The 25,110-nt window shown below is 54.8% G+C and carries 23 protein-coding genes; 16 read left to right on the top strand and 7 right to left on the bottom strand.

The features are described from left to right. Nucleotides 1–9: 9 nt before the first annotated feature. The 3 genes from alc to puuE all read right to left on the bottom strand — a co-directional run bounded on the left by alc (nucleotide 10) and on the right by puuE (nucleotide 2,580). A complete protein-coding gene (gene alc / locus WA318_RS03455) occupies nucleotides 10–1,029 on the bottom strand; it encodes an allantoicase (RefSeq protein WP_336080000.1) in 1,020 nt (339 codons plus the stop codon). 81 nt (nucleotides 1,030–1,110) lie between these two features. Then, nucleotides 1,111–1,638: a 2-oxo-4-hydroxy-4-carboxy-5-ureidoimidazoline decarboxylase gene (gene uraD / locus WA318_RS03460; protein WP_114096671.1), complete on the bottom strand. Its 528-nt coding sequence runs from the start codon at nucleotides 1,636–1,638 to the stop codon at nucleotides 1,111–1,113. A 27-nt stretch (nucleotides 1,639–1,665) separates the two neighbouring features. Beyond that, entirely contained in the window at nucleotides 1,666–2,580 is a 915-nt protein-coding gene (gene puuE / locus WA318_RS03465; protein ID WP_114096672.1) for an allantoinase PuuE, read from the bottom strand. Nucleotides 2,581–3,003: 423 nt separating this feature from the next. Here puuE and uraH point away from each other — a divergent pair, with 423 nt between their 5' ends. The 9 genes from uraH (at nucleotide 3,004) to WA318_RS03510 (ending at nucleotide 13,865) form a co-directional block, all read left to right on the top strand. Continuing rightward, nucleotides 3,004–3,357 (top strand): hydroxyisourate hydrolase, encoded by a 354-nt coding sequence (uraH, locus tag WA318_RS03470; RefSeq protein ID WP_114096673.1) that lies wholly within the window; start codon nucleotides 3,004–3,006, stop codon nucleotides 3,355–3,357. Nucleotides 3,358–3,365: 8 nt separating this feature from the next. Further along, nucleotides 3,366–4,859: a xanthine dehydrogenase small subunit gene (gene xdhA, locus WA318_RS03475; protein ID WP_336080001.1), complete on the top strand. Its 1,494-nt coding sequence runs from the start codon at nucleotides 3,366–3,368 to the stop codon at nucleotides 4,857–4,859. Continuing rightward, nucleotides 4,852–7,248 carry a xanthine dehydrogenase molybdopterin binding subunit gene (xdhB, locus tag WA318_RS03480; protein ID WP_336080002.1) on the top strand — a complete coding sequence of 799 codons (2,397 nt, stop codon included), beginning with the start codon at nucleotides 4,852–4,854 and terminating at the stop codon, nucleotides 7,246–7,248. Before xdhA ends, xdhB begins: the two co-directional genes overlap by 8 nt. Before the next feature lie 4 nt (nucleotides 7,249–7,252). Further along, nucleotides 7,253–8,299, top strand: a complete 1,047-nt coding sequence (gene xdhC, locus WA318_RS03485; protein WP_336080003.1) for a xanthine dehydrogenase accessory protein XdhC — start codon at nucleotides 7,253–7,255, stop codon at nucleotides 8,297–8,299. Nucleotides 8,300–8,407: 108 nt separating this feature from the next. Beyond that, nucleotides 8,408–8,881: a nucleoside deaminase gene (locus tag WA318_RS03490; protein ID WP_220150265.1), complete on the top strand. Its 474-nt coding sequence runs from the start codon at nucleotides 8,408–8,410 to the stop codon at nucleotides 8,879–8,881. An 87-nt stretch (nucleotides 8,882–8,968) separates the two neighbouring features. Then, entirely contained in the window at nucleotides 8,969–10,576 is a 1,608-nt protein-coding gene (locus WA318_RS03495) for an ABC transporter ATP-binding protein (RefSeq protein ID WP_258548604.1), read from the top strand. Further along, complete coding sequence (locus WA318_RS03500; protein ID WP_336080004.1) at nucleotides 10,563–11,642, top strand: ABC transporter permease; 1,080 nt, start codon at nucleotides 10,563–10,565, stop codon at nucleotides 11,640–11,642. The genes WA318_RS03495 and WA318_RS03500 overlap by 14 nt, the downstream gene beginning before the upstream one ends. Beyond that, the gene (locus WA318_RS03505; protein ID WP_114096679.1) at nucleotides 11,642–12,562 is read left to right on the top strand and encodes an ABC transporter permease; all 921 of its coding nucleotides are present in this window, start codon (nucleotides 11,642–11,644) and stop codon (nucleotides 12,560–12,562) included. The genes WA318_RS03500 and WA318_RS03505 overlap by 1 nt, the downstream gene beginning before the upstream one ends. Before the next feature lie 235 nt (nucleotides 12,563–12,797). Continuing rightward, a complete protein-coding gene (locus WA318_RS03510) occupies nucleotides 12,798–13,865 on the top strand; it encodes a BMP family ABC transporter substrate-binding protein (protein WP_114096896.1) in 1,068 nt (355 codons plus the stop codon). A gap of 68 nt (nucleotides 13,866–13,933) precedes the next feature. On the opposite strand, the gene WA318_RS03515 is transcribed toward WA318_RS03510, so the two are convergent. Then, nucleotides 13,934–14,296: a hypothetical protein gene (locus WA318_RS03515; RefSeq protein WP_114096680.1), complete on the bottom strand. Its 363-nt coding sequence runs from the start codon at nucleotides 14,294–14,296 to the stop codon at nucleotides 13,934–13,936. 418 nt (nucleotides 14,297–14,714) lie between these two features. Here WA318_RS03515 and WA318_RS03520 point away from each other — a divergent pair, with 418 nt between their 5' ends. From WA318_RS03520 to WA318_RS03530, 3 genes are all read left to right on the top strand, one after another. Next, nucleotides 14,715–15,248, top strand: a complete 534-nt coding sequence (locus WA318_RS03520) for a PAS domain-containing protein (RefSeq protein ID WP_114096681.1) — start codon at nucleotides 14,715–14,717, stop codon at nucleotides 15,246–15,248. A 34-nt stretch (nucleotides 15,249–15,282) separates the two neighbouring features. Further along, complete coding sequence (locus WA318_RS03525; RefSeq protein WP_114096682.1) at nucleotides 15,283–16,452, top strand: methyl-accepting chemotaxis protein; 1,170 nt, start codon at nucleotides 15,283–15,285, stop codon at nucleotides 16,450–16,452. 78 nt (nucleotides 16,453–16,530) lie between these two features. Beyond that, nucleotides 16,531–17,568, top strand: a complete 1,038-nt coding sequence (locus WA318_RS03530; RefSeq protein WP_336080005.1) for a histone deacetylase family protein — start codon at nucleotides 16,531–16,533, stop codon at nucleotides 17,566–17,568. A gap of 46 nt (nucleotides 17,569–17,614) precedes the next feature. Here the strand turns inward: WA318_RS03530 and WA318_RS03535 are convergent, their stop codons facing one another. Beyond that, nucleotides 17,615–18,052: a MarR family winged helix-turn-helix transcriptional regulator gene (locus WA318_RS03535; protein ID WP_336080006.1), complete on the bottom strand. Its 438-nt coding sequence runs from the start codon at nucleotides 18,050–18,052 to the stop codon at nucleotides 17,615–17,617. A gap of 287 nt (nucleotides 18,053–18,339) precedes the next feature. Between WA318_RS03535 and WA318_RS03540 the strand changes: the two genes are divergently transcribed. Further along, nucleotides 18,340–18,825: a hypothetical protein gene (locus tag WA318_RS03540; protein ID WP_336080007.1), complete on the top strand. Its 486-nt coding sequence runs from the start codon at nucleotides 18,340–18,342 to the stop codon at nucleotides 18,823–18,825. Nucleotides 18,826–18,879: 54 nt separating this feature from the next. Here WA318_RS03540 and WA318_RS03545 read toward each other — a convergent pair whose 3' ends face one another. Further along, nucleotides 18,880–19,803 carry a LysR family transcriptional regulator gene (locus tag WA318_RS03545; protein ID WP_336080008.1) on the bottom strand — a complete coding sequence of 308 codons (924 nt, stop codon included), beginning with the start codon at nucleotides 19,801–19,803 and terminating at the stop codon, nucleotides 18,880–18,882. 292 nt (nucleotides 19,804–20,095) lie between these two features. On the opposite strand from WA318_RS03545, the gene WA318_RS03550 reads away from it, so the two are divergent. Beyond that, entirely contained in the window at nucleotides 20,096–21,292 is a 1,197-nt protein-coding gene (locus WA318_RS03550; RefSeq protein WP_114096897.1) for a urate hydroxylase PuuD, read from the top strand. 110 nt (nucleotides 21,293–21,402) lie between these two features. Here WA318_RS03550 and WA318_RS03555 read toward each other — a convergent pair whose 3' ends face one another. Then, entirely contained in the window at nucleotides 21,403–22,386 is a 984-nt protein-coding gene (locus tag WA318_RS03555; RefSeq protein ID WP_336080009.1) for an MBL fold metallo-hydrolase, read from the bottom strand. Nucleotides 22,387–22,534: 148 nt separating this feature from the next. Between WA318_RS03555 and WA318_RS03560 the strand changes: the two genes are divergently transcribed. Together WA318_RS03560 and urtA are read left to right on the top strand one after the other, a co-directional pair. Next, nucleotides 22,535–23,440 carry a LysR family transcriptional regulator gene (locus tag WA318_RS03560; protein WP_336080010.1) on the top strand — a complete coding sequence of 302 codons (906 nt, stop codon included), beginning with the start codon at nucleotides 22,535–22,537 and terminating at the stop codon, nucleotides 23,438–23,440. A gap of 336 nt (nucleotides 23,441–23,776) precedes the next feature. Then, nucleotides 23,777–25,051 carry an urea ABC transporter substrate-binding protein gene (gene urtA / locus WA318_RS03565; RefSeq protein ID WP_114096687.1) on the top strand — a complete coding sequence of 425 codons (1,275 nt, stop codon included), beginning with the start codon at nucleotides 23,777–23,779 and terminating at the stop codon, nucleotides 25,049–25,051. The last annotated feature ends 59 nt before the right edge of the window (nucleotides 25,052–25,110 follow it).

The following is a 25,110-nucleotide window of genomic DNA, read 5'->3' on the forward strand; positions in this document are numbered from 1 at the left end:
GTGCGATCCTTATTTGGTGGTGGGCTTGCCAAGGATGCGCAGACGGCTGATACCGCCATCGGGGATCGAATTGACACGCAGATGGGTCACCGGACCATTGACGGTCAGGCTGGCGGCATCAAATTCATGGATATGGTCTGCCTGCATCTTGCTTTCGGGCAGGATGGTCGACCAGAACATGGAACGCGCGCGCAGCGACTTGTCCTTTTCGCCGTCAACATAGGCCCCCTGGATCGACACACGGTCAGGATAGTTGCCTTTGAAGTGACAGGTATCGACGATGATTTTTTCGATCTCGCCGGGATGCCCAAGCTCGATAATCAGCCATTCATTGCCCGGTTCACGACGGCGGCGGGTTTCCCAGCCATCGCCCATATTGACCCCGCGGCCCGGTGCCAGAATGGCGTTCGGATTACCGTAATGGGCATCGGACCAGCCGACAACAACACCGCCATTGATCATCGCTGCCAGATCGACCTGTTCGCCCTTGGCGGCCATTTCTGTCCAGTCGCGGTTCGGACGACCGTAAACGCGCAGACGGGCGACACCGCCATCGGGATAGATGTGCAGACGCACATGGGTATAGATCGCATCCGAGGTTACATCGGCATAGTGATGGGCACTGGCACCGAGACCCAAGGGCGCAACGATTTCATCCCATGTGGCGTCATCTGCCGGATCGCCATTCGGGCAATAGCAGCCTTCAAGCGAGCCAGCTGGCGGGAAGTTGCCGGTAAAGTGGCTGGTGTCGATATCAACACCATAAATGCGGCCCGATGTTGCAAGGCGCACCACACAGTAATCATGGCCATCGACGCGTTTGCGGCGGCTTTCCCAGCCATCCATCCATTTGCCGTGATCGTCATAGCGATCAGGATAAAACACCGCATCGGCGGTTTGCAGCATGCGCTGCTTGTCGGCAAAGAAATCATCTGTTGCAAAAATGGCTTCTGCGCCCAGACGTTCATCGGCAAGGTTGACAAACTTCCGTGCAAATTCCGGTGCGTCGTGATTTTCCTGATGGCTCATGGTCGTAAAATCCTGAAATGGTCGTTTATTATACGGTTATCAATCAAGCGGTCGGGCGTGCCGGGCCGGATCGGGTCGGGCCTACAGGGCTTCGAGCCGCAGTCTGGCAATGCGATGAACCTGATTGATCGCCTCGTTAAATTCGGTTTCGACATCGTTTTTGACCCGCCGTTCAAAGGCCGCAAGAATATCGGTCCGGTGGAACCCCTTGACGGCAAAGATGAACGGAAAGCCGAACTTCTGTTTATATTGGTCGTTCAGTTCAGTGAAACGGGCCAGTTCGTCTGCGCTGCATTGATCAAGTCCGGCCCCCGTCTGTTCGCTTTGCGAGGATGCGGTCAGATCGGCAAGGGCGAGTTTCCCCGCAAGATCGGGATGGGCGCGCAAAAGCGCAAGCTTGTCGCGATCAACCGCGCCATTGACCACGGCGGCCATGGCATCGGCAAGGTTCGCGGGTGTATCAAGTGCCTCGGTGATGCCGCGCTCATAAAGCTGATGGGCAACCCATGGTGAATGTTCATAGACCCAGCCATAAAGCGAGACAAAGGCGCTTTCGGCCAATGTGCTTGGCGGGCGGGTGGTGAACTGTGATTGACTGGTGTCTGTCATTTTGATCTTGGCTTTCAGTCCCGGTTCCTAGCCGCCAAACGGATGATGTTCGCGCCAGTGACGGGCGATATCAATCCGGCGGGCGAACCAGACATTGTCGTGGCTTTGGACATAGTCGACAAAGCGTTTCAGAGCGGCGAAGCGACCCGGACGGCCTACCAGTCGGCAATGAAGGCCCAGAGACAGCATGCGCGGCGTATGCGCGCCTTCTTCGTACAGGGTATCGAAGCTGTCCTTGAGATACTGGAAATACTGTTCGCCGGAATTGAACCCCTGAAGGGCGGCAAAGCGCATGTCGTTGGCATCAAGGGTATAGGGCACGATCAGGTGCGGCTTTTCGGTCTGGGTGCTCCAGAACGGCAGTTCGTCACTGTAATCGTCGGCATCATACAGGAAACCGCCTTCTTCGGCGACGATGCGACGGGTGTTGGGGCTGGTGCGGCCGGTGTACCAGCCAAGCGGACGTTCGCCGGTGACATCCTTGATGATATCAATCGCCTTGTGAAGATGGTCGCGTTCAATGTCTTCGGGCACATATTGATAGTCAATCCAGCGATAACCGTGCGAGCAGATTTCGTGACCGTCCTTCATGGCGACTTCGCCGACTTTCGGGTGGCGGGCAAGGGCCATGGCAACGGCAAAGATGGTGATCGGGATCTGGCGTTCGCGGAACAGGTTCAGAATGCGCCAGACGCCAACGCGCGATCCATATTCATAGATCGACTCCATACTCATATGGCGGACACCCTCGCGCATGTCGGCACCGACGATTTCCGACAGAAATGCCTCGGAGGCCTTGTCACCATGCAACACGCAGTTTTCACCGCCTTCTTCGTAGTTCAGGACGAACTGGACGGCCACGCGTGCACCGTTGGGCCAATTGGCCTTGGGCGGGTTTTCACCATAACCGATCAAGTCACGCGCATATGTCTGGTCGTTCATCTGAACCTTCTCCTGAATTCTTGTACGCCCGGCTTTGTCCTGCGGAACGTTTGGTGTAGCATTAACCATAGGTCACCGGGCAGCAAGGGATAAACCTTATGCTGGCCGGACCGGATAAGTGCCGCACTATCAAGGCTGTTTTGATAATGTTCCTGGACGGAAGGTGGTGTGGGCCACGTTTTACGCGGTCTTCCAAGGCTTCTGCCTTTGTTACATACTATAGTGCCTGAAACAGTTACATTCGTTTTTCAAAGAATTATTGATATAGTTTCACTTTATCGCCTCTTTCCCCCGGGCGGGTGGTAATGCGACCCTTTTTAAATCGCTCAAAATTGGTTCGGTACAGAAATTCATAACCAGAATGCCGACCACGGGGAGAAGCGATCGACCACAAAATTAAGAATAAGAGAGAGGAGGCCCGGCATGGGACGACTGACTACCCATGTACTGGATACGGCAAAAGGCTGTCCGGCTGCTGGAATCCGCATTGAGCTGCACAGATTTGGCAATGGTCATGATGATCTGGTTGCCGAAGCTGTGACCAATGTTGATGGCCGCACCGAAGCGCCGATGCTTGACGGTGCCTCTTTCAAACCTGGTGAATATCAGCTGGTGTTCCATGCCGGTGACTATTTCGACGCCATTGGCGAAAAGCTTCCCGAGCCCAAATTCCTGGATCAGGTGGTGATCCGGTTCGGCATTTCCGACGGGCAGGCGCATTATCATGTGCCGCTGTTGCTGTCGCCATTTGGCTATTCCACATATCGCGGAAGCTGAGGTTGACCATGGCGAACGCGACCGGATCTTTCCGTTCTGATATCCGTTTTCTTCTGGGTGATGAAGAGCGCAGCTTGCGTGACGTCGATCCGCAGATGACGGTGCTTGAGTATCTTCGTCTGGCCGAGCGCAAACCGGGTACCAAGGAAGGCTGTGCCGAGGGCGATTGTGGTGCCTGTACGGTTGTTCTGGGCGAGCCCGACGGCAAGGGGGGCATGGCCTATCGCACGGTCAATGCCTGCATCCAGTTTGTGCCGACCCTTGATGGCAAACAGCTTTTGACGGTCGAACATCTGAAATCCGAAGATGGCAGCCTTCATCCCGTGCAGCAGGCTATGGTTGACACCCACGGGTCGCAATGCGGGTTCTGCACACCGGGCTTTGTCATGAGCCTTTATCAGTTGTGGCTGGATGGTGGCGAGGATGACCGGGGTGCGATTAATGATGCGCTGGCCGGGAACCTGTGCCGTTGCACAGGCTATGGTCCGATTATCGAGGCAGCCCGCAAGGCAGGCGGCATTGCAGCCAATGACGCGGTTGAACAAAAGCGCCGTACAGACATTGCGACCCGGCTAGGTGCCATGGTTGATGATGCCGGGACGCTTGCTGTTGAACATGCTGCCGGGCGCTATTATGCGCCGCGCACATCTGATGAGTTGGCCGGTCTTCTGGTTGCCCATCCCGATGCAACGGTTCTGGCCGGTGGCACGGATGTCGGGCTTTGGGTGACCAAGATGCTCAAACGGCTGGACCCGATCATTTATATTGGCGATGTCGGCGACCTGAAATCGGTTACGGAAACCGAAGATGCCCTGATCATCGGGGCCGGTGTGACCTATAGCCGCGCGCATGATGCGCTGGGCAAGGTTGCTGCTGATATTGGGGAACTGGTGCGCCGGATCGGATCCCGGCAAATCCGCAATGCCGGAACTGTGGGCGGCAATATTGCCAATGGGTCGCCGATTGGCGATACCCCGCCCGCCCTGATTGCGCTGGGGGCAAAGATTGTCCTGCGTATGGGCGATGTGAGACGCGAAGTCGCACTGGAAGATTTCTTTATCACCTATGGCAAGCAGGACCGTCAGGCGGGCGAGTTTGTCGAAAGCGTGATTGTGCCCAAACCGGCAGAGGGTGTTGCGTTCAAGGCCTACAAAATCTCCAAGCGCTTTGATCAGGATATCACTGCGGTTCTTGGGGCGTTTGCCATCAAGATTGTTGAAGGCAAGGTTGCAGAATTCCGGGCGGCCTTTGGCGGTATGGCCGGAACCCCGATGCGGGCTGCCAAATGCGAAGCGGCCCTGATAGGTCAGGACTGGAACGAAGCAAGCCTGAACGCGGCCCAACTGGCATTGGCCAAGGATTTCGCACCAATGAGCGATATGCGGGCCTCAAAAGAATATCGCATGCTGGTCGCACAGAACCTTTTGACCAAACTTTTCATTGAAACCACTGCACCCGAAATTGCCACCCGCCTTGTTGGCAAGGAGGCAGCCCATGTCTGATCAGATTACCAAAACCGATATGGATGAGGTGATTGCGCCGACCGCCGGTTTGTCGGGCGGGGTGCGGTCCAGTTCCAAACATGACAGCGGCCCGAAACATGTGGCGGGCGAAGCGGTCTATATCGATGACATCATCGAGCCCTATGGTACGCTTCATCTGGCACCCGGTGCTGCGACCATCGCGCACGGCAAGATTGTGCGCATGGACCTGTCCAAGGTGCGTTCGGCACCCGGTGTTGTGTGCGTATTGACCGCCGAAGATGTTCCCGGTGTCAATGACGTGTCCCCGGCCCATACCCATGACGATCCGGTTTTACCCGATGGAATCGTGCAGTTTTATGGTCAGCCGGTATTTTGTGTTGCGGCTGAAACCCGCGCGCAGGCCCGTGCGGCGGCCAAGCTTGCCGATATTGAATATGAAGAACTGCCAGCGGTTCTGTCGATTGAAGAGGCGCTTGAAAAACAGCAATTCGTAGCACCCCCGCATGTGATGAAGCAGGGAGACGCCAAATCGGCCCTTGCCAAGGCCAAGCATCGCCGGGCCGGGCGGATGGAGATTGGCGGGCAGGATCATTTCTATCTGGAAGGGCAGATCACCTTTGCCATTCCGCAGGAAGACGGTGATGTTCTTTTGCATTGCTCGACCCAGCATCCGTCGGAGGTGCAGCACAATATTGCCAATGTGCTTGGTCGTCCGGCCAATGCGGTAACGGTCGAAGTCCGCCGTATGGGCGGCGGGTTTGGTGGCAAGGAAACGCAGGCATCGCAATGGGCGGCACTGGCGGCGATCGTTGCGGTCAAAACCGGACGTCCGGCCAAGTTCCGTCTGGACCGGGATGATGACATGGTCATGACCGGCAAACGCCATGACTTCATTGTCGATTATGATGTCGGCTTTGATGATGACGGGCGCATTTGTGGCCTCGATATCCAGTATGCGGCCAATTGCGGTTTTTCGGCTGATTTGTCAGCCGCCATTGCTGACCGCGCGATGTTCCATACCGACAATGCCTATTACCTTGGCGATGTCGAAATCAGATCATACCGCTGCAAGACCAACCTTGTGTCCAATACCGCGTTTCGCGGGTTTGGCGGACCGCAGGGCATGGTCGCAATCGAACGCATCATCGACGAAATTGCCATGCTGGTTGGACGCGATCCGATGGATGTGCGTATTGCCAACTATTACGGCACGACGGATCGTAATACGACGCCATATCACATGGTGGTCGAAGACAATGTGTTGCCCGAACTGACCGACGATATCCTCAAAGCCAGTGACTATCGTAAACGTCGGGCAGAGATCGAAGTGTTCAACGAACAAAGCCCGGTCCTGAAAAAGGGCTTGTCGCTGACGCCGGTGAAATTCGGGATTTCCTTTACCACTACCTTCCTTAATCAGGCAGGCGCGCTGATCCATGTCTATCAGGATGGATCGGTGCATCTGAACCATGGCGGGACGGAAATGGGACAGGGCCTTTTCATCAAGGTTGCCCAGGTCGTCGCTGAAGAATTCCAGATCGATCTTGATCAGATCAAAATCACAGCCACCAATACCGGCAAGGTGCCAAATACGTCTGCAACCGCGGCATCAAGCGGGGCGGATATGAACGGCATGGCAGCACGCGATGCGGCAATGACGATCAAGAACCGGCTGATTGCCTTTGCTGCCGAGAAATTTAGTGTCGCCGAGGCGGCTGTGCGCTTTGTGCCGGGCAAAATTATTGTCGGGGATGTGGCCGAGCTTGCCTTTGCCGATCTGATCAAACAGGCCTATCTGGCGCGTGTATCGCTATCGGCGACCGGTTACTACGCGACACCGAAAATCCATTATGACCGTGAAACCGCGTCGGGTCGGCCATTCTATTACTTTGCCTATGGCATGGCCTGTTCCGAGGTTCTGATTGATACCCTGACCGGTGAATACAAGGTCACTAGGGTTGATATCATTCACGATGTCGGGCGCTCATTGAACCCGGCAATTGACCGTGGCCAGATTGAAGGTGGCTTCATTCAGGGCATGGGGTGGCTGACATCCGAGGAACTCTGGTGGGATGACAAGGGCAACCTCCGGACCCATGCGCCATCGACCTATAAAATCCCGGCATGTTCGGATCGTCCGGAAGATTTCCGGCTTGATCTTTGGTCGTCCGGACGAAACGTCGAAAAAACCATTCACCGGTCCAAGGCGGTTGGTGAACCGCCCCTGATGCTGGCTATTTCAGTGCATCGTGCGATTGCCGATGCGGTGGCGTCGGTTGCCGGACACAAGGTGGTGCCGAACCTTGATACCCCGGCAACGCCCGAAGCGGTTCTGTATGCCGTGGCCGATATTGCCAAACGCATGATCGAGCAATCCGGTCAGCCGGTTTCGGTTGCAGGGGAATAAGGTCATGACCCTGTCGCTGCGTGATCATATCAACCTTCTGTCTGCGCCCGGCCCGGTGATGCTGGTATCCGTTGCTGCGATCAGGGGATCGACGCCGCGCGAAGTTGGTGCCTTCATGCTGATTGCAAGTGATGGCCTTGCGGGCACGATTGGCGGCGGCAATCTTGAACATCAGGTGACCTTGCGGGTGCGCCAATGCCTTGCGGGTGACATGACGTCGATCCTGACGGCCGAGATTGTCTGTTTTCCGTTGGGGCCGGGGCTTGGGCAGTGCTGTGGCGGATCGGTCGAGGTTGGTTTTCATCTGCTTGATGAAACCAAGAAAGAAGCACTTCGCGCGGCATTGGCAGCGGTTGCCGACCAGCCGGTTTCGCAATCGGGGCGCTGGTTGATGATGCCGGTTTCGACAGCTGTTGGTGCATGGCAGATTGCCGGGGCAGAAAGCGCACAGGCCGCGATGCTTTCGGGCGGGTTCGGGACCGAGCGCGGCGGGATGGTTGCCATCAACGGCGTTAAAACATTATGTCTGCGCCTTGATGATGCGCTGTCCCCGCTTTGGATTTTCGGGGCGGGGCATGTTGGCAAGGCGGTGGTTGCGGCACTTTCGCCCTTGCCGTTTGACATCCATCTTGTCGATTCGCGCGAAGACTATCTGGCGGGGATCGAGGGTAAAAACCTTCATATTTGCCAAAGTGATAGGCCCGAACTTGACGTTGCCGACATACCGGCAGGCGGGCATGTTCTGATCCTGACCCATAACCATGCGCTGGATTTTGACATCTGCCGGGCGGCATTGATGCGCGATGACCTTGGTTTTGTTGGCATGATTGGCAGCCAAACCAAACGCGCGCGCTTCATTCGACGGCTTTCTGATCGGGGGTTGGGTCCAGTTGAAATCGGTCGTTTGACTTGCCCGATTGGGATTCAAGGCATTACCGGAAAACAGCCGGTGGTGATTGCGGCATCCGTTGCCGCGCAATTGTTGTCTGTGCGCGAAGCACAGATGGCCCAAAATCAGACGACCAAAGCCGCATCAGACGGGGTCGGTTGATTTTAAAACCTTCATTGAAGGTGTTTTTAATGATAAAGGGCCGCGAAATGACGGCCCAATCAGGTGATCTGGTGACCAGATCAGGGGTTTCGTAAAGGAGATTTGGCTGTGTGTGACGCCAAAGGCCATATGCGCCACGCCGTGGATTTGTCGCGGCAAAAAATGGAAGAGGGATGCGGTGGTCCGTTCGGCGCAATCATTGTTCGCAATGGCGAAGTGATTGCCGAGGGATGGAACAATGTCACATCCAACAACGACCCGACTGCCCATGCAGAGGTCAGCGCCATTCGTGCGGCCTGCGCAAAACTGGGCACATTCAATCTTGCGGGTTGTGAAATCTATACCAGTTGCGAACCCTGCCCGATGTGCCTTTCGGCGATCTATTGGGCCCGTCTTGACAAGATCTATTATGCCAATGGCCGCGAAGATGCTGCTGCCATCGGTTTTGATGATCAGTTCCTGTATGATGAAGTGGCAAAGCCGATCCATGATCGTTCCTTGCCAATTGTTCATGTCGATTTGCCCGAGGCGCGCGAAGTATTCGCCGCGTGGGATGCCAAAACCGACAAGATCGCATATTGAGACCGTTTGATTGCAATCCGTTCTGCGGTAAAACCGCAAATGCCTTGTAAATCATATCGCTAAATAGGGGTGGCAACAGTGACGTCAATGACCGGTGATGCCGGGGCAGAAGCAATGAAGGGGGCGGCACCTGCGCAGTTGGAAGTGCGCGGTGTGACCAAGGCCTTTCCGGGCTGTCTGGCCAATGACGATATCAGTTTCCGTATCGAGCCTGGCGAAATCCATGCGCTGCTCGGTGAAAACGGCGCAGGCAAAAGTACGCTTGTGAAAATCATTTATGGCGTGCTTCAGGCCGATCAGGGCGAACTGCTTTGGGAAGGCAAGCCGGTTACGATCCATAGTCCGCATGATGCGCGTGAAATGGGCGTTGGTCTGGTGTTCCAGCATTTCTCGCTGTTTGAAACCATGACCGTGCTCGAGAACATCGCGCTTGCGATGAATGATGTGCGCGATATGGCCGTGCTGCGTCAGAAAGTGATCGAGGTCGAAAAGACCTATGGCCTGCCGCTTGATCCTGATCGTCATGTCTATACGCTTTCGGTCGGTGAGCGTCAGCGCATCGAAATCGTGCGCTGTCTGTTGCAGAATCCCAAGCTGCTTATTCTTGATGAGCCGACCTCGGTTCTCACCCCGCAGGAAGTCGAAAAACTGTTTGAGACGCTGCGTCGTCTGGCCGATGAAGGCTGTGCGATCCTTTATATCAGCCACAAGCTGCATGAAGTGAAAGCGCTCTGTCAGCGCGCGACGGTCTTGCGCGGCGGCAAGGTGGTCGGCGGATGTGACCCGCGCGAGGAAACCGCGAAATCCATGGCCGAAATGATGATCGGCCAGAAACTGACGGCACCCGACCGCGGCAAGGATCGCGAATTTGGCGATGTCAGACTTGAAGTTTCCGACCTGTCATTGATCAGTGACGAGCAATTTGGCACGCATCTTAAGAATATCAGTCTCAAGGTGCGTGGTGGCGAGATCATGGGTGTTGCCGGTGTCGCCGGTAATGGTCAGAACGAACTGTTTCAGGCACTGGCCGGTGAAACCGAACATGAAGCCGCACCTGACAGCATCAAGATTGATGGCACGTCGGTTGCCCATTTCGGTCCGCGTCGCCGTCGTCGCCTTGGCGCGGCATTCGTTCCCGAAGAACGTAATGGTCACGGGGCCGTTCCGGATATGAGTCTTTCGGAAAACGGGTTCCTGACGGCGTTTCGCCGTATGGCGCTTGCCGCACGCGGCCTGATCCGCGAAGTCCCGACAAGGTCCTTTGCCGATAACATCATCAAGACATTTGATGTCCGCACCACCGGTTCGGGGGCCGAGGCCGGATCGCTTTCGGGCGGCAACCTTCAGAAATTCATCGTCGGTCGCGAGATCCTTCAGGATCCGGGCGTTCTGGTGATTTCCCAGCCGACCTGGGGTGTGGATGCCGGTGCAGCCAGCGCCATTCATCAGGCGTTGCTTGATCTGGCGGCGAAGGGAACGGCGGTTCTGGTGATTTCGCAGGATCTGGACGAGATTTTTGCCATTTGTGATTCGGTCGTGGTGATGTCGGAAGGCAAAATGTCCAAACCGCGCCCGATGGCCGATGTCAGCATCGAAGAAATTGGTCTGTTGATGGGGGGCCTTCATGATCTTGATGGCAACGCCACCCCGGCGAACGACACTGCATTAGAAGGAGGTCGCGTTGGTCAGGCTTGAACCCCGTCGTCAGCATTCACAGGCGATGGTTTATCTGTCGCCGGTTCTGGCAATTTTCATGACGCTGGTCGTTGGCGGGATCATTTTTGCCTTTCTGGGCAAGAACCCGTTCGACGCGCTTTATACGTTCTTCATCCTGCCGATCAATAACAGCTATGGGATTTCCGAGCTGTTTGTGAAGGCAACGCCGCTTGTGATCATCGCGGTTGGTCTTGCCATGGGGTTCCGGGCCAATGTCTGGAACATCGGTGCCGAAGGCCAGCTGACCATGGGGGCGATCTTTGGTGGTGGTCTTGCCCTTTATTTCCATGACAGTGAAAGCGTTCTTTTGCTGCCGGCGATGTTTGTGCTTGGCGCGATTGGCGGGGCGTTCTGGGCATCAATCCCGGCATTGCTGCGCACCAAATTCAACGCCAATGAAATTCTGACCAGCCTGATGCTGACCTATGTCGCAACACTGTTCCTGAGCTTCCTTGTGCATGGTCCCTGGCGTAACCCCGAAGGGTTCAACTTCCCGGAATCACGTCCGTTCCCGGATGCGGGGCTGCTTCCGATCATTTATGACGGCACGCGTGTCCATCTTGGAACGGCGGTTGCGGTGTTTGTCGTGATTGCCGGATGGCTGTTGCTGTCAAAATCCGTGATCGGGTTCCAGCTGCGGGTTGTCGGCAAGGCCCCACAGGCTGCCCGCCATGTCGGTTTCCGTCAGAAACGCATGGTGTGGTTTACCCTTTTGCTGGGCGGCGCACTTGCCGGTCTGGCCGGTTTGTTCGAGGTTTCCGGTCCGATTGGTCAGTTGCAGCCGTCCATTTCGCCCGGTTATGGCTTTACCGCGATCATTGTCGCCTTCCTTGGCCGGTTGCATCCGGTGGGAATTCTGTTCGGGGGGCTGATCATGGCGCTGACCTATCTTGGCGGCGAGCTTGCCCAGATTACGCTTGGTCTGCCCAATGCGGTCACAGGTCTTTTCCAAGGGATTTTGCTGTTCTTCCTGCTGGCTTGTGACGTTCTGACCAAATATCGCATTCGTTTCGGTTCAATCGCGGCCAAAGGGAGAACCGCATAATGGAATGGCTTGTTCCCTTTACTCTGACAGTGATTACCGCATCGACCCCGCTTTTGCTTGCGGCGTCAGGTGAATTGATCACCGAAAAATCCGGGGTTCTGAACCTTGGCGTTGAAGGCATGATGCTGGTCGGTGCGATTGCCGGTTTTGCGGTTACTGCCTCAAGTGGATCGGCGATCCTTGGGATTGCTGCCGCCGTCATTGCCGGTGTTTTGATGTCGCTGATCTTTGCGTTTCTGACCCTGACGCTGATGGCCAATCAGGTGGCGACGGGCTTGGCGCTGACCATTTTCGGGATCGGGTTTTCGGCCCTGGTCGGGTCGAAATTCGTCGGTTTTGCGATTGAGCCGCTGCCGGGTCTTTCGATCCCGGGTATTAGCGCCATTCCGATCATCGGTCCGATCCTGTTCGGGCAGGATTTTCTGGTCTATCTTTCGATCGCGGTTGTGATCGGGGTTGGCTGGTTCCTTGCAAAATCGCGCGCCGGCCTTGTCCTTAAGGCGGTCGGGGATTCGCATCATTCGGCCCATGCCATCGGCTATTCCGTGATCAAGATCCGTTACCTTGCCACGATGTTTGGCGGGGCGATGGCCGGTCTTGGCGGTGCGTATCTTTCGCTGTCCTATACGCCGATGTGGGCTGAAAACATGACAGCCGGTCGTGGCTGGATTGCTTTGGCACTTGTGGTGTTTGCGACCTGGCGTCCGGGCCGTTTGCTGGCCGGGGCTTATATGTTTGGCCTGATTTCGGTGATGCAGCTTCATGCACAGGGTGCGGGCATTCATGTGCCCAGCCAGTTCATGTCGATGCTGCCATATCTTGCGACGATTATCGTGCTGGTGATTATTTCCAGTGACCGTGCGAAAATCAGACTGAATGCGCCTGCCTGTATCGGTCAGGCGTTCCGGCCGGCCCATTAGGGCCGGTCTGCTTGGGGGGACCGGAACACGCCAAATGATGTTCCGGCCCATCGGGAGGAAAGATCATACCGGACCAAAACTCACACAAGTCGATTGAAGCTAATCGATCAGAAGTGTGATCGGTTTGACTGAGTCTTGGTTTCGGTGTGAACGTGTCATTGATTGCTTAGTGGATTGTGTTTAAATCCTGATCTGCTGATTAACAGGGAGACCTCTACGAATGAATGCAAAGTTCATGAAGCGCACGATTGCTGCTGTTGCAGCTGTTGGTGCCCTCGCAACCGGCATGGGTACCGCCCAGGCCGAAGACGTTAAAGTCGGTTTTGTCTATGTTGGTCCGATTGGTGACCATGGCTGGTCCTATCGCCATGACATCGGTCGTCAGGCCATCGAAGCCGAGCTTGGCGATGCCGCTTCGACCAGCTATGTCGAAAGCGTTCCGGAAGGTGCCGATGCCGAGCGCGTGATCCGTCAGATGGCCCAGACCGGCCATAACCTGATCTTCACCACCTCGTTCGGTTACATGAACCCGACCGAAAAGGTTGCCAAGCAGTTCCCGAACGTGAAGTTCGAACATGCAACCGGCTACAAGCGTGCCGACAACCTGTCGACCTATGCTGCACGTTTCTATGAAGGCCGTTATGTTGCTGGCGTTATCGCCGGTAAAATGACCAAGTCGAACATCGTTGGTTATGTCGGTTCCTTCCCGATTCCGGAAGTTGTCCGTGGCATTAACTCGTTCATGATGGGCGCATGGTCGGTGAACCCGGACGTCAAAGTGAAAATCGTCTGGGCGAACACCTGGTATGATCCGGGCAAGGAAGGCGACGCTGCCAAGGCGCTGATCGACCAGGGTGCTGACATCATGGTTCAGCACACCGACAGCCCGGCACCGCTTCAGGTTGCTGAAAACCGTGGCGTTCTTGGTTTCGGTCAGGCTTCTGACATGATCAAGTTCGCGCCGAAAGCTCAGCTGACCGCGATTGTTGATAACTGGGACAAATATTATGTCGAACGCGCCAAGGCCGTTGCTGACGGCACCTGGACGTCGATCGACACTTGGGGCGGCATCGACAGCGGTATGGTCGACATGGCACCGTACACCAACATGCCTGACGACGTAAAAGCACTGGCAGAAGCAACCGAAGCCAAAATTTCTTCGGGTGAATTCCACCCGTTCACCGGCCCAATCTATGATCAGGCAGGCGAACTGCGTGTGAAAGAAGGCGAAGTTGCTGATGATGGCATGCTGCTTGGCATGGACTGGTACATCAAGGGCATTGATGCCGAACTGCCGAAATAAGCCGGATTACCGATCTTTACAGATCGGCTGAGACGAAGCCCCGTGCATTTGCTTGCGCGGGGCTTTTCTTATGAGGTTTTTTTCGGTCGGATGCGGCTTGGTGCTTCGGACTTCTCATAGGCGACCATTTCCGTGCGAGGATGAAGCAGGGCATAGATCGCCGCCCGCCAGCCATGCAGCTTGACCTTGTTTTCGCGCGCCTTGCCTGCCCAGCGTTCGCGAAACAGTTCCATGTCATCGCGACGGGCAAAATAGATCACCATATCGACAAAGGGGGCCGACTGGTCTGACCGGGGCAGTTCGATATTGCGAATGCCCATGGTCCACATATCGCTTCGGACATTCTTGTCGAGCCAGTCCAGTACCCCCTGGGCGGAATGTCGCTCGTGAATGACCACGCGAAACGGAAAGTTCCGAAGATCTTGCGGCATGTGTTTTTCCTGAAGTCGCCACTGATAACAAGACAATAGACCGAGTCGTTTCGCAATTTTGCGATGGGCGGATCACTTTGTCCTGTTTTTTTTCAGTTGCAGGCTGAGATGCATATCACCCTGGTGGATCTTGTGGTTCTGTGCCGGCCTGCTAATTTTGTGGAGGGCGGGCTTAATATATTGGTTCGATATGTAATGATTTTAAGATATTCGAATGGTTTCAGCCTTGGCAATTGGACGGTCAGCTCAGATCAGTTTGTAATTATTGTTAGAAGCAAGATCGGTACTTCTGATTGAAGAGTATGAAAAATTTACATTTTTTCTTCGCTGAACTATGCTTGCATGATAATGGAACTGCCGAGTCTGATTGCATGTCAGACGTGAGTGCAGCAGAAAAAAGACCATACGGGGTGACAAGGTGAGCGAGAAGCGTTCGGGCGTGCAACCATCCGGAAAGGAGCGCCATTTCAAGCCAGAAGAGCTGATTGTTAGCAAAACCGACCTTAAAGGTCATATTACCTATGCTAACGAGGTGTTTCTTCGGTTGTCGGACTACACCGAGAAAGAAGTTCTTGGTCAACCGCACTCAATGATCCGCCATCCGGATATGCCGCGCTGCATTTTCAAGTTGCTTTGGGATCATATCAGTTCGGGCAAAGAGATCTTTGCCTATGTGCTGAATATGGGTAAGAAGGGCGACCATTATTGGGTCTATGCCCACGTAACGCCGACATTCGACGCCAATCACAAGGTGATCGGATACCATTCGAACCGCCGGGTCGCCGATCCCAAGGTTCTGAGTGACAAAATTATTCCGCTTTATGCGGAGCTCCGCAAGATCGAGGAGAGCACCAGCAATCGCAAGGAAGGCATGAATGCCGCCTATGACGCGCTTGCCCGGAAACTCTCGGATGCCGGTGTGGCATATGATCAATATATTCAAGGTCTCTAGGGGCGCATCCCAAATCGAAGGTTAGAGGTTCGCAATGGCGATATTTGGTGGTTCGAAAACAGGTATCAAAAAGGCGCTGGACGTTGTTCTGGCAGCCGCTGATGGTAATTACGAAGCCCGTATTACCAATGTCGACAGTCATCCCGACATGCGTGACCTGTTTATCGCGATCAACCGGTTAATCGACCGCAATGATGCTTTCCTGCGCGAAAGTGCGGCATCAATGGGCGCTGTGTCGGAAAACCGTTACTATCGCCGTATTGTCGAGACCGGCCTTGTTGGTGAATATCTGTCATCGGCCAAGCGCATCAATGCTGCAACCGCCTCGATTGAACAGAAGCTTTCCGGTTTCTCCGAAATCCTTGGTGAATTCAAAAGTGGCTCGTTCGCGGCTGTTGATGATATCGCCCATGCGGCGTCCGCCCTTGCCGATGCATCGGGCGAAGCCAATACCATTGCCCATGAAACCAGCACACGTTCGACCAATGTCGCGGCGGCTGCGCGCCAGACAGCAAGCAACGTGACCGAGGTTTCATCGGCGTCCGAAGAGCTTAACCGGTCGATCCGCGAAGTGTCGGAGCAGGCCCGGGAGTCGGTTGAAATTGCCAATCGTGCAAATGGTCTTGCCCAGGAAACCGATGGCCGTATCGGCGAGTTGGAAGCAGCCGCAGGCGAGATTGTCGAAGTTGTCAGCTTCATTCGTGATATTGCGGCCCAGACCAACCTTCTGGCGCTGAACGCGACCATCGAAGCCGCGCGAGCCGGTGAAGCGGGCAAGGGCTTTGCCGTTGTTGCCAACGAGGTCAAGGGCCTTGCCAACCAGACCAGCAAGGCAACTGAAAGCATCGAGGAAAAAGTTCAGGATATCCAGAACGCGATCGAGCAATCGGTTGGCGCGATCCGCGAAATTGCCGGCGTGATTGATGATCTTGCCGTTCGTTCCGATACGATTTCGGGCAATGTCGAAACGCAGGCCAACCTGTCGTCAAACATCACGCGCAATGTTGAGCAGGCATCAAGCGGTGCGCAGGAAGTCACCGATAATATCACCGTCGTTTCGGATATGGCCGGGCGCACCGGTGTTGCTGCCGATACCACGCGCGATATGGCCGGACGTCTGGCAGAGCAATCGGAAAATCTGCGCAAGCATCTGGGCGGCTTTCTTGATACCATCGAGAAGCTTCTTTACACCGCCAAGAAATAGCCGCTTTCGCGGGGCAACACATAGGCAGGGGGTCAATCCTGACGCCTTGCGGTCTTCTTGAGACAAGGAAACGGGGCCATGCGCGTCTTCTTTAATTCCCGTCATGATGCCCATGACGGGGCAGGCGAAATGCATCATGGACGGATGGTGCCCTGTTTTGAAAATGCCCGGCGCATTCCGATTATTCGAGATGCGGTTGCCCATGCGGTCAAGGCGCAGCTGGTTGATCCGGCCGACCACGGCATGGACCCCATCCGCGCCATTCACGACACCGATTATCTTGATTTCATCGAAACGGCCTGGGACGAATGGACCAAGGCTGGAAAAAGTGGTGATGCCTTCCCCTATGTCTGGCCGACGGCAGGTTTTTCCGGTGGTCATCCCAAACATATCAGTGCGCGTCTGGGGCAGTTTGCCATTTCAAGCGACACCCCGATCACCTCAGGTACGTGGAAGGCAGCCTATTGGGGGGCGCAGACCGTCACCTCGGCGGCGGATGCCACATGGAATGATGGCGAAGCATCCTTTGCCCTGACCCGCCCGCCGGGGCATCATGCCCATGCCAACCGTTATGGCGGTTATTGCTTCCTGAATAATTCCGCCATTGCTGCCCAGCAGATGATTACCAAGGGCGCAAAAAAGGTCGCGATCCTTGATATCGATTACCATCACGGCAACGGTACGCAGGATATTTTCTATGAGCGTGGCGATGTTCTGACGATTTCGATCCATGCCGATCCGACCCACCAGTTCCCGTTCTTCATGGGCTATGCCAATGAAACCGGTCGCAATGATGGGCAGGGTGCGAACCTGAATATCCCGCTTTCCGGTGGCAGTGATTTCGGGGCCTGGGGACAGGGGTTTGCCAAGGCCATGCAAAAGATCGTCACCTGGCAGCCAGAAGCCCTTGTGATTGCGCTGGGTGTCGATGCCCATGAAGCAGAGCCGATCTGTGACTTCAAACTCCAGACCGATGATTTCAACCGGATCGGTCAGATGATCGGGCGGTTGGGACTTAAGACCGTTTTCGTCATGGAAGGCGGTTATGCCCATGACGTCATTGGGCATAATGTTGCTGCGGTTCTGAGCGGTTATTTGCAGGAAGCCACACGTTAAAACCGTTTCCCGGCTTCAATCCAATTTGACGTGATGGTGACACAGATCAGTTTGTTTCTGTGGTCAATGCATCATGAAGGCGCCGAACTTCCTTGTTCAGGTCGATCATCTCGGGCACTGTCATGCCTGCCTTTGCAAACAGGGCCTGACCCAGACAGCGGCTTTGTTCGCTTAACGCCTTGCCCTGTTCGGTCAAGTGGACTTCGACAGTCCGTTCATCCCTGGCGCTGCGCACTCGTTCAACAAAGCTTGCCGCTTCAAGTCGCTTGACGAGCGGTGTGATGGTGCTGGCTTCCAGATCAATGCGTGCTGCAATCGAGGTGATCGACCGTCCGTCTTCTTCCCACAATGTATTAAGAACCAGATATTGCGGATAGGTCAGGCCAAGCCCGTCCAGCAACGGCTTGTACAGCCGGTTGATTGCCAGTGAGGTCGAATACAGAGAAAAGCATAACTGCTGTTCAAGTGGGGTACGTTTGGTCATGGTCCTGCATATCACGGATTTGATTATCGCGACAAATTAATGAGGCTTTGGCTGACGATAGCGGATCACAATTTTGTTATCGCGATAATTAATATTGCAATAAATAAATGCGGCAATATGCTTTCTCACAGTTGCCGCCAATTGTTGCGGCCCCGACCGGCGATGACGACCCCGTCAAAACCACCATACGCACCATCCCCCCCCCGCTTGCGTTTGTGCGGTTCGGGTGCGCCATCCCGGAAGGCTTTTTTGTTCTGGCGGTCATCAGGATCCCGAAAGGAATTGAGATGTTTGGAATTTCCCCGTTTGGCTGGTTGCATGCGCTGGGCAGCCTGCCTGCAATCCCTGCTGCTGCTTATATGTTTATTCGTTATGGCCGGATTGCGCCGAAAACAACGTCTGGCGTGATATATCTGGTGGCGATGATTATTGGCTCGCTAAGCGTTTTTCTGGTGGCAAAAACACCGGTCAGCAACGTTGCCGCCGTGATCACCCTGATTGTGCTAGGTGTCGGATACACAGCGGATCGCTATACATTTCTGGGGCGTCGGCAAAAATACCTGAAGACGTTCTGTCTGACATTTTCGGTATTGCTTTTGATGGTCCCGACCGTATCGGAAATTCTGCGACGTGTGCCTGATGGTCATCCGATTGCATCGGGAACGGATGACCCGATAATCAAGGCTGCCCTTGGTGTGCTGGCCTTGATATTCATTCTTGGTGTGTCTACGCAGTTTATCTTTTTGCACCGGAAGGCTGCGAAGGCCGGTTAAGCGCAAAACACACAAACCATCAGACAGTCGATAACCTTTGGTCTGGATTTAAGATCAAAGGTTATCGCGTTCCCACGGTGGCGTGCCACCGAATTCGGATACCAGAAAATCAACAAAGGCGCGCACGCGGGTCGGCAAATACCGGTTTTCCGGATAAAGCGTATAGACCGCATGTGACGGTGGCTGATAGCCGGGCAAGACGACCTTAAGCCTGCCGTCGCGAATATAATCGCCGACTTCCCAGTGTGATTTCAGGGAAATGCCATGGCCATCAAGGCACCAGCGGGTCAGGACTTCGCCATTGTCTGAATCCATCGAGCCGGAAACGGCAAGGGTTGCTGGGGCGTCATCCGCACCGGGGCCGGTTAGTGTCCATTGATATTGACGCGAGCCCGGAAAACGCAGAAGCAGGCAATTGTGGTTCATCAGGTCAGCGGGAACCTTTGGCGTGCCGTTCTTTTCAAGATAATCCGGGCTTGCGACCAGCATGCGTTTATTGCTGGCAAGTTTGCGCACGATCAGCGAGCTTTCCTTAAGCTCGGCAATGCGGATGGCAAGGTCGACCTTGTCTTGCAACAGATCAAGAAGCCGGTCGGAAAGATGCAGGCGTATCTGCACATCCGGGTTCTTTTCGACGAATTTCGGAATAATCGGCGCGACATATTTATTGCCAAATGCCACCGGGCAGGTCAGCGTTACGGGACCGCGTGTGGTGTTTTTCTGATTGGCAATGGCGTTTTCGGCCTCCTGCATTTCACTGAGAATGCGCAGGCAATGGCGGTAATAAACGTCGCCTTCTGTTGTCAGATTGACGCGGCGCGTGGTGCGGTTAAGGAGCCTTACACCAAGGCGTTCTTCAAGGCGGGCAATCCGGTTCGAGACGACGGCTGCTGAATGGCGAAGCTCGCGGCCTGCAGCAGAAAGGTTGCCCAGTTCGGCAACGCGGACAAAAATCTGGATGTCCTCAAAGTCGGACATGGTGCGGGAAGCTCCTGACGTGACGTGAATTCTGGCGTTTATTATCGTTCTATATTCAATTTCAGAGTTTGGACTGTGCCATTTTAAAGAATGGTTTGAAAGTCATTTCGATTATGCTCGACCCCTTAATAATAGAGGCGGTGGGACGCCTATGTTAGGAGAAGATAAGAGATTGATTTGAATGGTTCCGGACTGCATGGGGATATGCGGACCGGATTACGACCATCAGAGGGGCGGCCCGCGCGCAGCGAAACATGACCTGCTGCCGGGCGAGACGGAGGTTTCAGACACCGTGGATATTCTGTTTCAGGACTGGATCAATCTGATCCTGCGCTGGGCGCATCTGATTACGGGCATCGCCTGGATCGGGTCTTCGTTCTATTTCGTGTGGCTTGATCTGAGCTTGCGCAAGCGTCCGGGCATGGATGAAGGCGTCTATGGCGAAGCATGGATGGTCCATGGCGGCGGGTTTTACCATGTCAATAAATGGATGGTCGCACCGAGCACCATGCCACCCGAACTGCACTGGTTCAAATACGAGGCCTACTTTACCTGGATTACCGGCTTCGCACTTTTGGTGACGATGTATTACTGGAGTGCGGAAAGCTATCTGATTGACCCGAGCGTTCTGGCGCTGAGCAAGATGGATGCGATCTTGATTGGTCTTGGCAGCCTGTTTGCCGGTTGGGTGATTTACGACATTATCTGCAAAAGTTCGATCGGCAAGCGCACCGATACACTTGCGGTCGCCCTTTTCATTCTGATCATGGTCGCAAGCTATCTGTTTACCCACGTGTTTAGCGGTCGTGGTGCCTTTATCCATGTGGGGGCGATGATTGGTACAATCATGGCTGCCAACGTGTTTCGCATCATCATCCCGAACCAGAAAAAGGTGGTCGCAAGCCTGATGGCGGGCGAGAAGCCCGATCCGAAACTGGGACTTCAGGCCAAGCAGCGCTCAACCCATAACAACTATCTGACACTGCCGGTTTTGCTGATGATGATCAGCAACCATTATTCGATGCTGTTTTCCCATGATCAGTCATGGGTGATTGTCGGATTGATCCTGATTATTGGTGGGCTGGTGCGGCATTTCTTTAACACGCGCAATGCTGGCGGGACGGGCAAGGCGATTGTCTGGCAGTTGCCAGCAGCAGCCCTAGGCATGGCCATTCTTGCGATGTTTGCATCCTATGATCCGAAAGCGATCAAGCTTGCAGATGAGGACATCATTAGCCGGGATCACGCATTGGCAATTGTGCAAACCCGTTGCACCAGCTGTCATTCGGCCAATCCGCGCGATGAAGGGTTTGACGAAGCTCCGGCGGGGGTGATGTTTGATGATATTGCCCAGATCGAAGCCAATGCGCAGCGCATTCTGGCGCAGGCTGTCATCGGACGCGCCATGCCACTTGGCAATATGACAGAAATGACCGACGAGGAGCGTGCCCAGCTTGGGCAGTGGATCCGTGCGGGCATGCCGGAATAGGTTCTTTCCTTTCCCGGTTATTCAGCAGAAAGGGCGGTCGCGTGATGCGGCCGCCCTTTTGCGTACCGTGCTGACCGGGACCAGCGGGGCTGGGGGATCAGTTTGTGGCCCTAGACGTCCGCGCGGTAATTCATTGGCACCCAGTCATACATGGTTTCGTCCTCGCGGACGTGACCGATGCCCGGGAAAGCAATGTGACATCCGGCCACCAGATACTTTTCCTTTACCGCTTCGGCAAAGGCAGCCTCGCGGGATTTGATGGCCATGTTGGTATCGCCATCAAAGGCAATGGCAACATTGGGATCGTCAAACTGCACCACATCGCCATGGGTGATGTCGCCCCAATAGACAAACTTCTCGCCCTTGCTTTCGATCCAGAGTGCGCTGTGACCCGGCGTGTGGCCGGGACGGGACGTTGTATTGACCATGCCCGGAATGGCCGGGGCATCGGCTGCGAACTGTTCGAGTTTGCCGCTATCGATGTAGGGTGTCAGGGCGGCGACCGCCTGATCAAAGAAGCCCTTGCTGTCCTCGGGGGCATTTGCCTTGTTCTCGGCACTCAGCCAGAAGGCCTTGTCGGCTTCGGGCACGTGAACCGTTGCATTGGGAAAGACCTTGTTGCCGCCCAGCATCAGGCCACCCGTGTGATCGGGGTGAATATGGGTGATCACGACATCATCGACCTGATCGGGATGATAGCCCGATGCGGTCATGTTGGCCGGAAGCTTGCCCAGTGCCGGCCCCATCAGATCGCTGCTACCGGCATCAAGGAGTACCAGCCGATCACCGAAATTCAGCAAATAGGCATTGACCGAAAGACGGGTTGGCGTGCCCTGAAATGCATTGGCAAGGGCAAGGCGTGCCTGTTCTGGCGTGGTGTTGACGTAAAGATCGGCCATCGGAAACAGGCCGGTGCCATCAGAAAGGGCCGTGACTTCGATATCGCCGACCATCAGGCGGTAATAGCCGGGGGCCTGTGTGCCGACAAGCGGGGCTTTTGCCTTGGCGGCAAGCGGGATGAAAACCGTGCTGCCGATTGTACCGACGGCACCAGCGGCAAGCGTCCCTTTAAGTATTTCGCGACGTGATAACATTTTCTTTTCCCTCAAATCATGCTGGTGGGGAACCAGCGGGTTGTAAGCTTCTGGGGAAAAGCTATAGTGGGCTCAGTCAGTAATCAAATCGATGCCAGTCATGGATAATATTGATCATTTCAATTTAAGGTCTTTTGACCTCAATCTCATGATTGCGTTTGACGCAATGATGCAAGAGATGAGTGTGACCAAGGCGGCAGAGAAGTTGCGCATTGGTCAATCGGCGATGAGCCACAATTTATCGACCCTGCGCATGTTGCTGGCCGATGAATTGTTTGTGCGTGTCGGACAAAAAATGCAACCGACGGCGAAGGCGCGGGCGCTGGCAGGACCAGTACGCACGGCGCTGTCTCAGGCGCAACATGCGCTTCAGGCAACGGATTGTTTTGATCCGGCCAAGGCCGAACGGCTTTTTCGTCTGGGTGTGACCGGCGAAATGGAAATGATCCTTTTGCCGGAATTGCTCCGTCATTTGCAGGGCGTGTCACCGGGGATCAAGATCCTGAGCCGGCCGATCACGTCGGACAATGTTGATAACATGATCAATAATGGCGAGATTGATCTGGCAATTGGCTGCAAAAGCCAATTGCAATCGGGATATCACGGCGAAGTGCTGTTTAATTCCGAGGTCGCATGCTGTTTCAATCCGGAGTTGACCGGATTGAGTGCTCCGGTATCGCGTGCGGAATATCTGGCATCGCGTCATGCGGTGCTGTCGCAGACCGAAAATGTTGCCGGATGTGTTGGTGTTGCCTTGCAGGGGCTTGGCATTGATCTGAATGTGGTTTTGGCGGCACCCGATTTCATGCCGCTTCTTGCCGCGGCCCGCAACAGCCCGGTTGTTGCAACCGTGCCATGCCGGATCGCCAATCAGTATGCGCCGTTATTCGGGCTGTCTTTCTGTCCGATGCCGATTGACGTCATGTTCCCGCCTGTGACCATGAACTGGGCGATCTGGACGGACAAGGATGCCGGACTTGTGTGGTTGCGCGATCAGATCCGGACCGTGATTGATTCGATTGCCCCGGATCGTGTCACGCTGGCTGCGGAATAATAACGCCTCGCCGGAAAACCGGCGAGGCGAGAAGCTGCTCCCGACGGGGAGAATTGTGGTGCAATAATCGCAGTGGAAGCAAAACTTCTGCCCCTCAGATAAGCGGCAAAGATTGCGGCGTCAATGTGATTAAAAAATGTTCATTATTTAATCTATGATTGAAAAATAATCATACAAAATGCAGTTTGCGCAAATATTCTCCCTAAACCGGCTGTAAAATAGACGCATATTGCGTGGAAAACCGGCGATTCTTGATTTTATTCTACTGCCGAAAGAATCTGGCACGGTTTTAGCAAGTATCACTGCGGTGCAATAAACTCGCAGTGGAGGCTATAAATGAATAAGAAGCTTCAAGCGCTCGTTGGCGCTGGGGCCATGGCATGGTCGGCAATGGCCATGTCAGCCGCACAGGCAGCAGATACCATCAAAGTTGGTGTGCTGCATTCTCTCTCCGGTACGATGGCGATTTCCGAAACCACGCTTAAGGACACTGTCCTGATGCTGGTTGACGATCTGAACAAGAATGGCGGTCTGCTGGGCAAGCAGGTTGAAGCTGTTGTTGTTGACCCGGCTTCCGATTGGCCGCTGTTTGCTGAAAAAGCACGCGAACTGATCGAAAAAGATCAGGTTTCGGTTGTTTTCGGTTGCTGGACGTCGGTTTCGCGTAAATCGGTTCTGCCGGTCTTTGAAGAATTGAACAGCATGCTGTTCTATCCGGTTCAGTATGAAGGCGAGGAAAGCTCGCGCAACGTATTCTATACCGGTGCCGCTCCGAACCAGCAGGCCATTCCGGCTGTTGATTACCTGATGAGCGAAGATGGTGGTGGTGCAGAGCGTATCGTTCTTCTGGGCACTGACTATGTCTACCCGCGTACGACCAACAAAATCCTGCGTTCGTATCTGAACGGCAAGGGTATCTCCGATGAAGACATCATGGAGAACTACACCCCGTTCGGTCACTCCGACTGGCAGTCGATTGTTGCTGATGTAAAAGCATTCGCGTCTGCTGGCAAGAAAACCGCCGTTGTTTCGACCATTAACGGCGATGCGAACGTTCCGTTCTACAAGGAACTGGCCAACCAGGGCATCAAGGCCGAAGACATTCCGGTTGTTGCATTCTCGGTCGGTGAAGAAGAACTGGCTGGTATTGATACCGCGCCGCTCGTTGGTCACCTTGCTGCCTGGAACTACTTCCAGTCGGTCGAGTCCGATGCCAATGCTGCCTTCATCGAAAAATGGCATGCATTCATCGGCGATGAAAAACGTGTAACCAACGACCCGATGGAAGCAACCTATATCGGCTTCAACATGTGGAAACAGGCTGTCGAACAGGCTGGTACCACCGATGTTGATGCCGTTCGCCAGGCAATGTATGGCCAGGAAGTTGCCAACCTGACCGGCGGTGTTGCTGTCATGAACACCAACCATCACCTGTCCAAGCCGGTTCTGATCGGTGAAGTCCAGGATGATGGCCAGTTTGACATCGTTTGGGAAACCGAAGGCACCGTCGTTGGCGATGCATGGTCGGACTTCCTTCCGGAAAGCGCAAAGCTGACCGCCGACTGGACCTATCCGTGGGTCTGCGGCAACTGTGAAAAACCGATGTACTAATTGGTTCCGGATGGGCCGGTCGTGCTTGCGCGACCGGCCCGTTCTTTATCAGGCGACTT

Origin of the sequence: Thalassospira sp. CH_XMU1448-2 (assembly GCF_037027285.1) — a bacterium.
Classification (GTDB): Bacteria; Pseudomonadota; Alphaproteobacteria; order Rhodospirillales; family Thalassospiraceae; genus Thalassospira; species Thalassospira profundimaris_C.

Coding starts and splice junctions, on each gene's coding strand:
- alc (WP_336080000.1), bottom strand. CDS start 1,029: ATGAGCCATCAGGAAAATCACGACGCACCGGAATTTGCACGGAAGTTT.
- uraD (WP_114096671.1), bottom strand. CDS start 1,638: ATGACAGACACCAGTCAATCACAGTTCACCACCCGCCCGCCAAGCACA.
- puuE (WP_114096672.1), bottom strand. CDS start 2,580: ATGAACGACCAGACATATGCGCGTGACTTGATCGGTTATGGTGAAAAC.
- uraH (WP_114096673.1), top strand. CDS start 3,004: ATGGGACGACTGACTACCCATGTACTGGATACGGCAAAAGGCTGTCCG.
- xdhA (WP_336080001.1), top strand. CDS start 3,366: ATGGCGAACGCGACCGGATCTTTCCGTTCTGATATCCGTTTTCTTCTG.
- xdhB (WP_336080002.1), top strand. CDS start 4,852: ATGTCTGATCAGATTACCAAAACCGATATGGATGAGGTGATTGCGCCG.
- xdhC (WP_336080003.1), top strand. CDS start 7,253: ATGACCCTGTCGCTGCGTGATCATATCAACCTTCTGTCTGCGCCCGGC.
- WA318_RS03495 (WP_258548604.1), top strand. CDS start 8,969: ATGACCGGTGATGCCGGGGCAGAAGCAATGAAGGGGGCGGCACCTGCG.
- WA318_RS03505 (WP_114096679.1), top strand. CDS start 11,642: ATGGAATGGCTTGTTCCCTTTACTCTGACAGTGATTACCGCATCGACC.
- WA318_RS03510 (WP_114096896.1), top strand. CDS start 12,798: ATGAAGCGCACGATTGCTGCTGTTGCAGCTGTTGGTGCCCTCGCAACC.
- WA318_RS03515 (WP_114096680.1), bottom strand. CDS start 14,296: ATGCCGCAAGATCTTCGGAACTTTCCGTTTCGCGTGGTCATTCACGAG.
- WA318_RS03525 (WP_114096682.1), top strand. CDS start 15,283: ATGGCGATATTTGGTGGTTCGAAAACAGGTATCAAAAAGGCGCTGGAC.
- WA318_RS03530 (WP_336080005.1), top strand. CDS start 16,531: ATGCGCGTCTTCTTTAATTCCCGTCATGATGCCCATGACGGGGCAGGC.
- WA318_RS03535 (WP_336080006.1), bottom strand. CDS start 18,052: ATGACCAAACGTACCCCACTTGAACAGCAGTTATGCTTTTCTCTGTAT.
- WA318_RS03540 (WP_336080007.1), top strand. CDS start 18,340: ATGTTTGGAATTTCCCCGTTTGGCTGGTTGCATGCGCTGGGCAGCCTG.
- WA318_RS03545 (WP_336080008.1), bottom strand. CDS start 19,803: ATGTCCGACTTTGAGGACATCCAGATTTTTGTCCGCGTTGCCGAACTG.
- WA318_RS03555 (WP_336080009.1), bottom strand. CDS start 22,386: ATGTTATCACGTCGCGAAATACTTAAAGGGACGCTTGCCGCTGGTGCC.
- WA318_RS03560 (WP_336080010.1), top strand. CDS start 22,535: ATGATTGCGTTTGACGCAATGATGCAAGAGATGAGTGTGACCAAGGCG.
- urtA (WP_114096687.1), top strand. CDS start 23,777: ATGAATAAGAAGCTTCAAGCGCTCGTTGGCGCTGGGGCCATGGCATGG.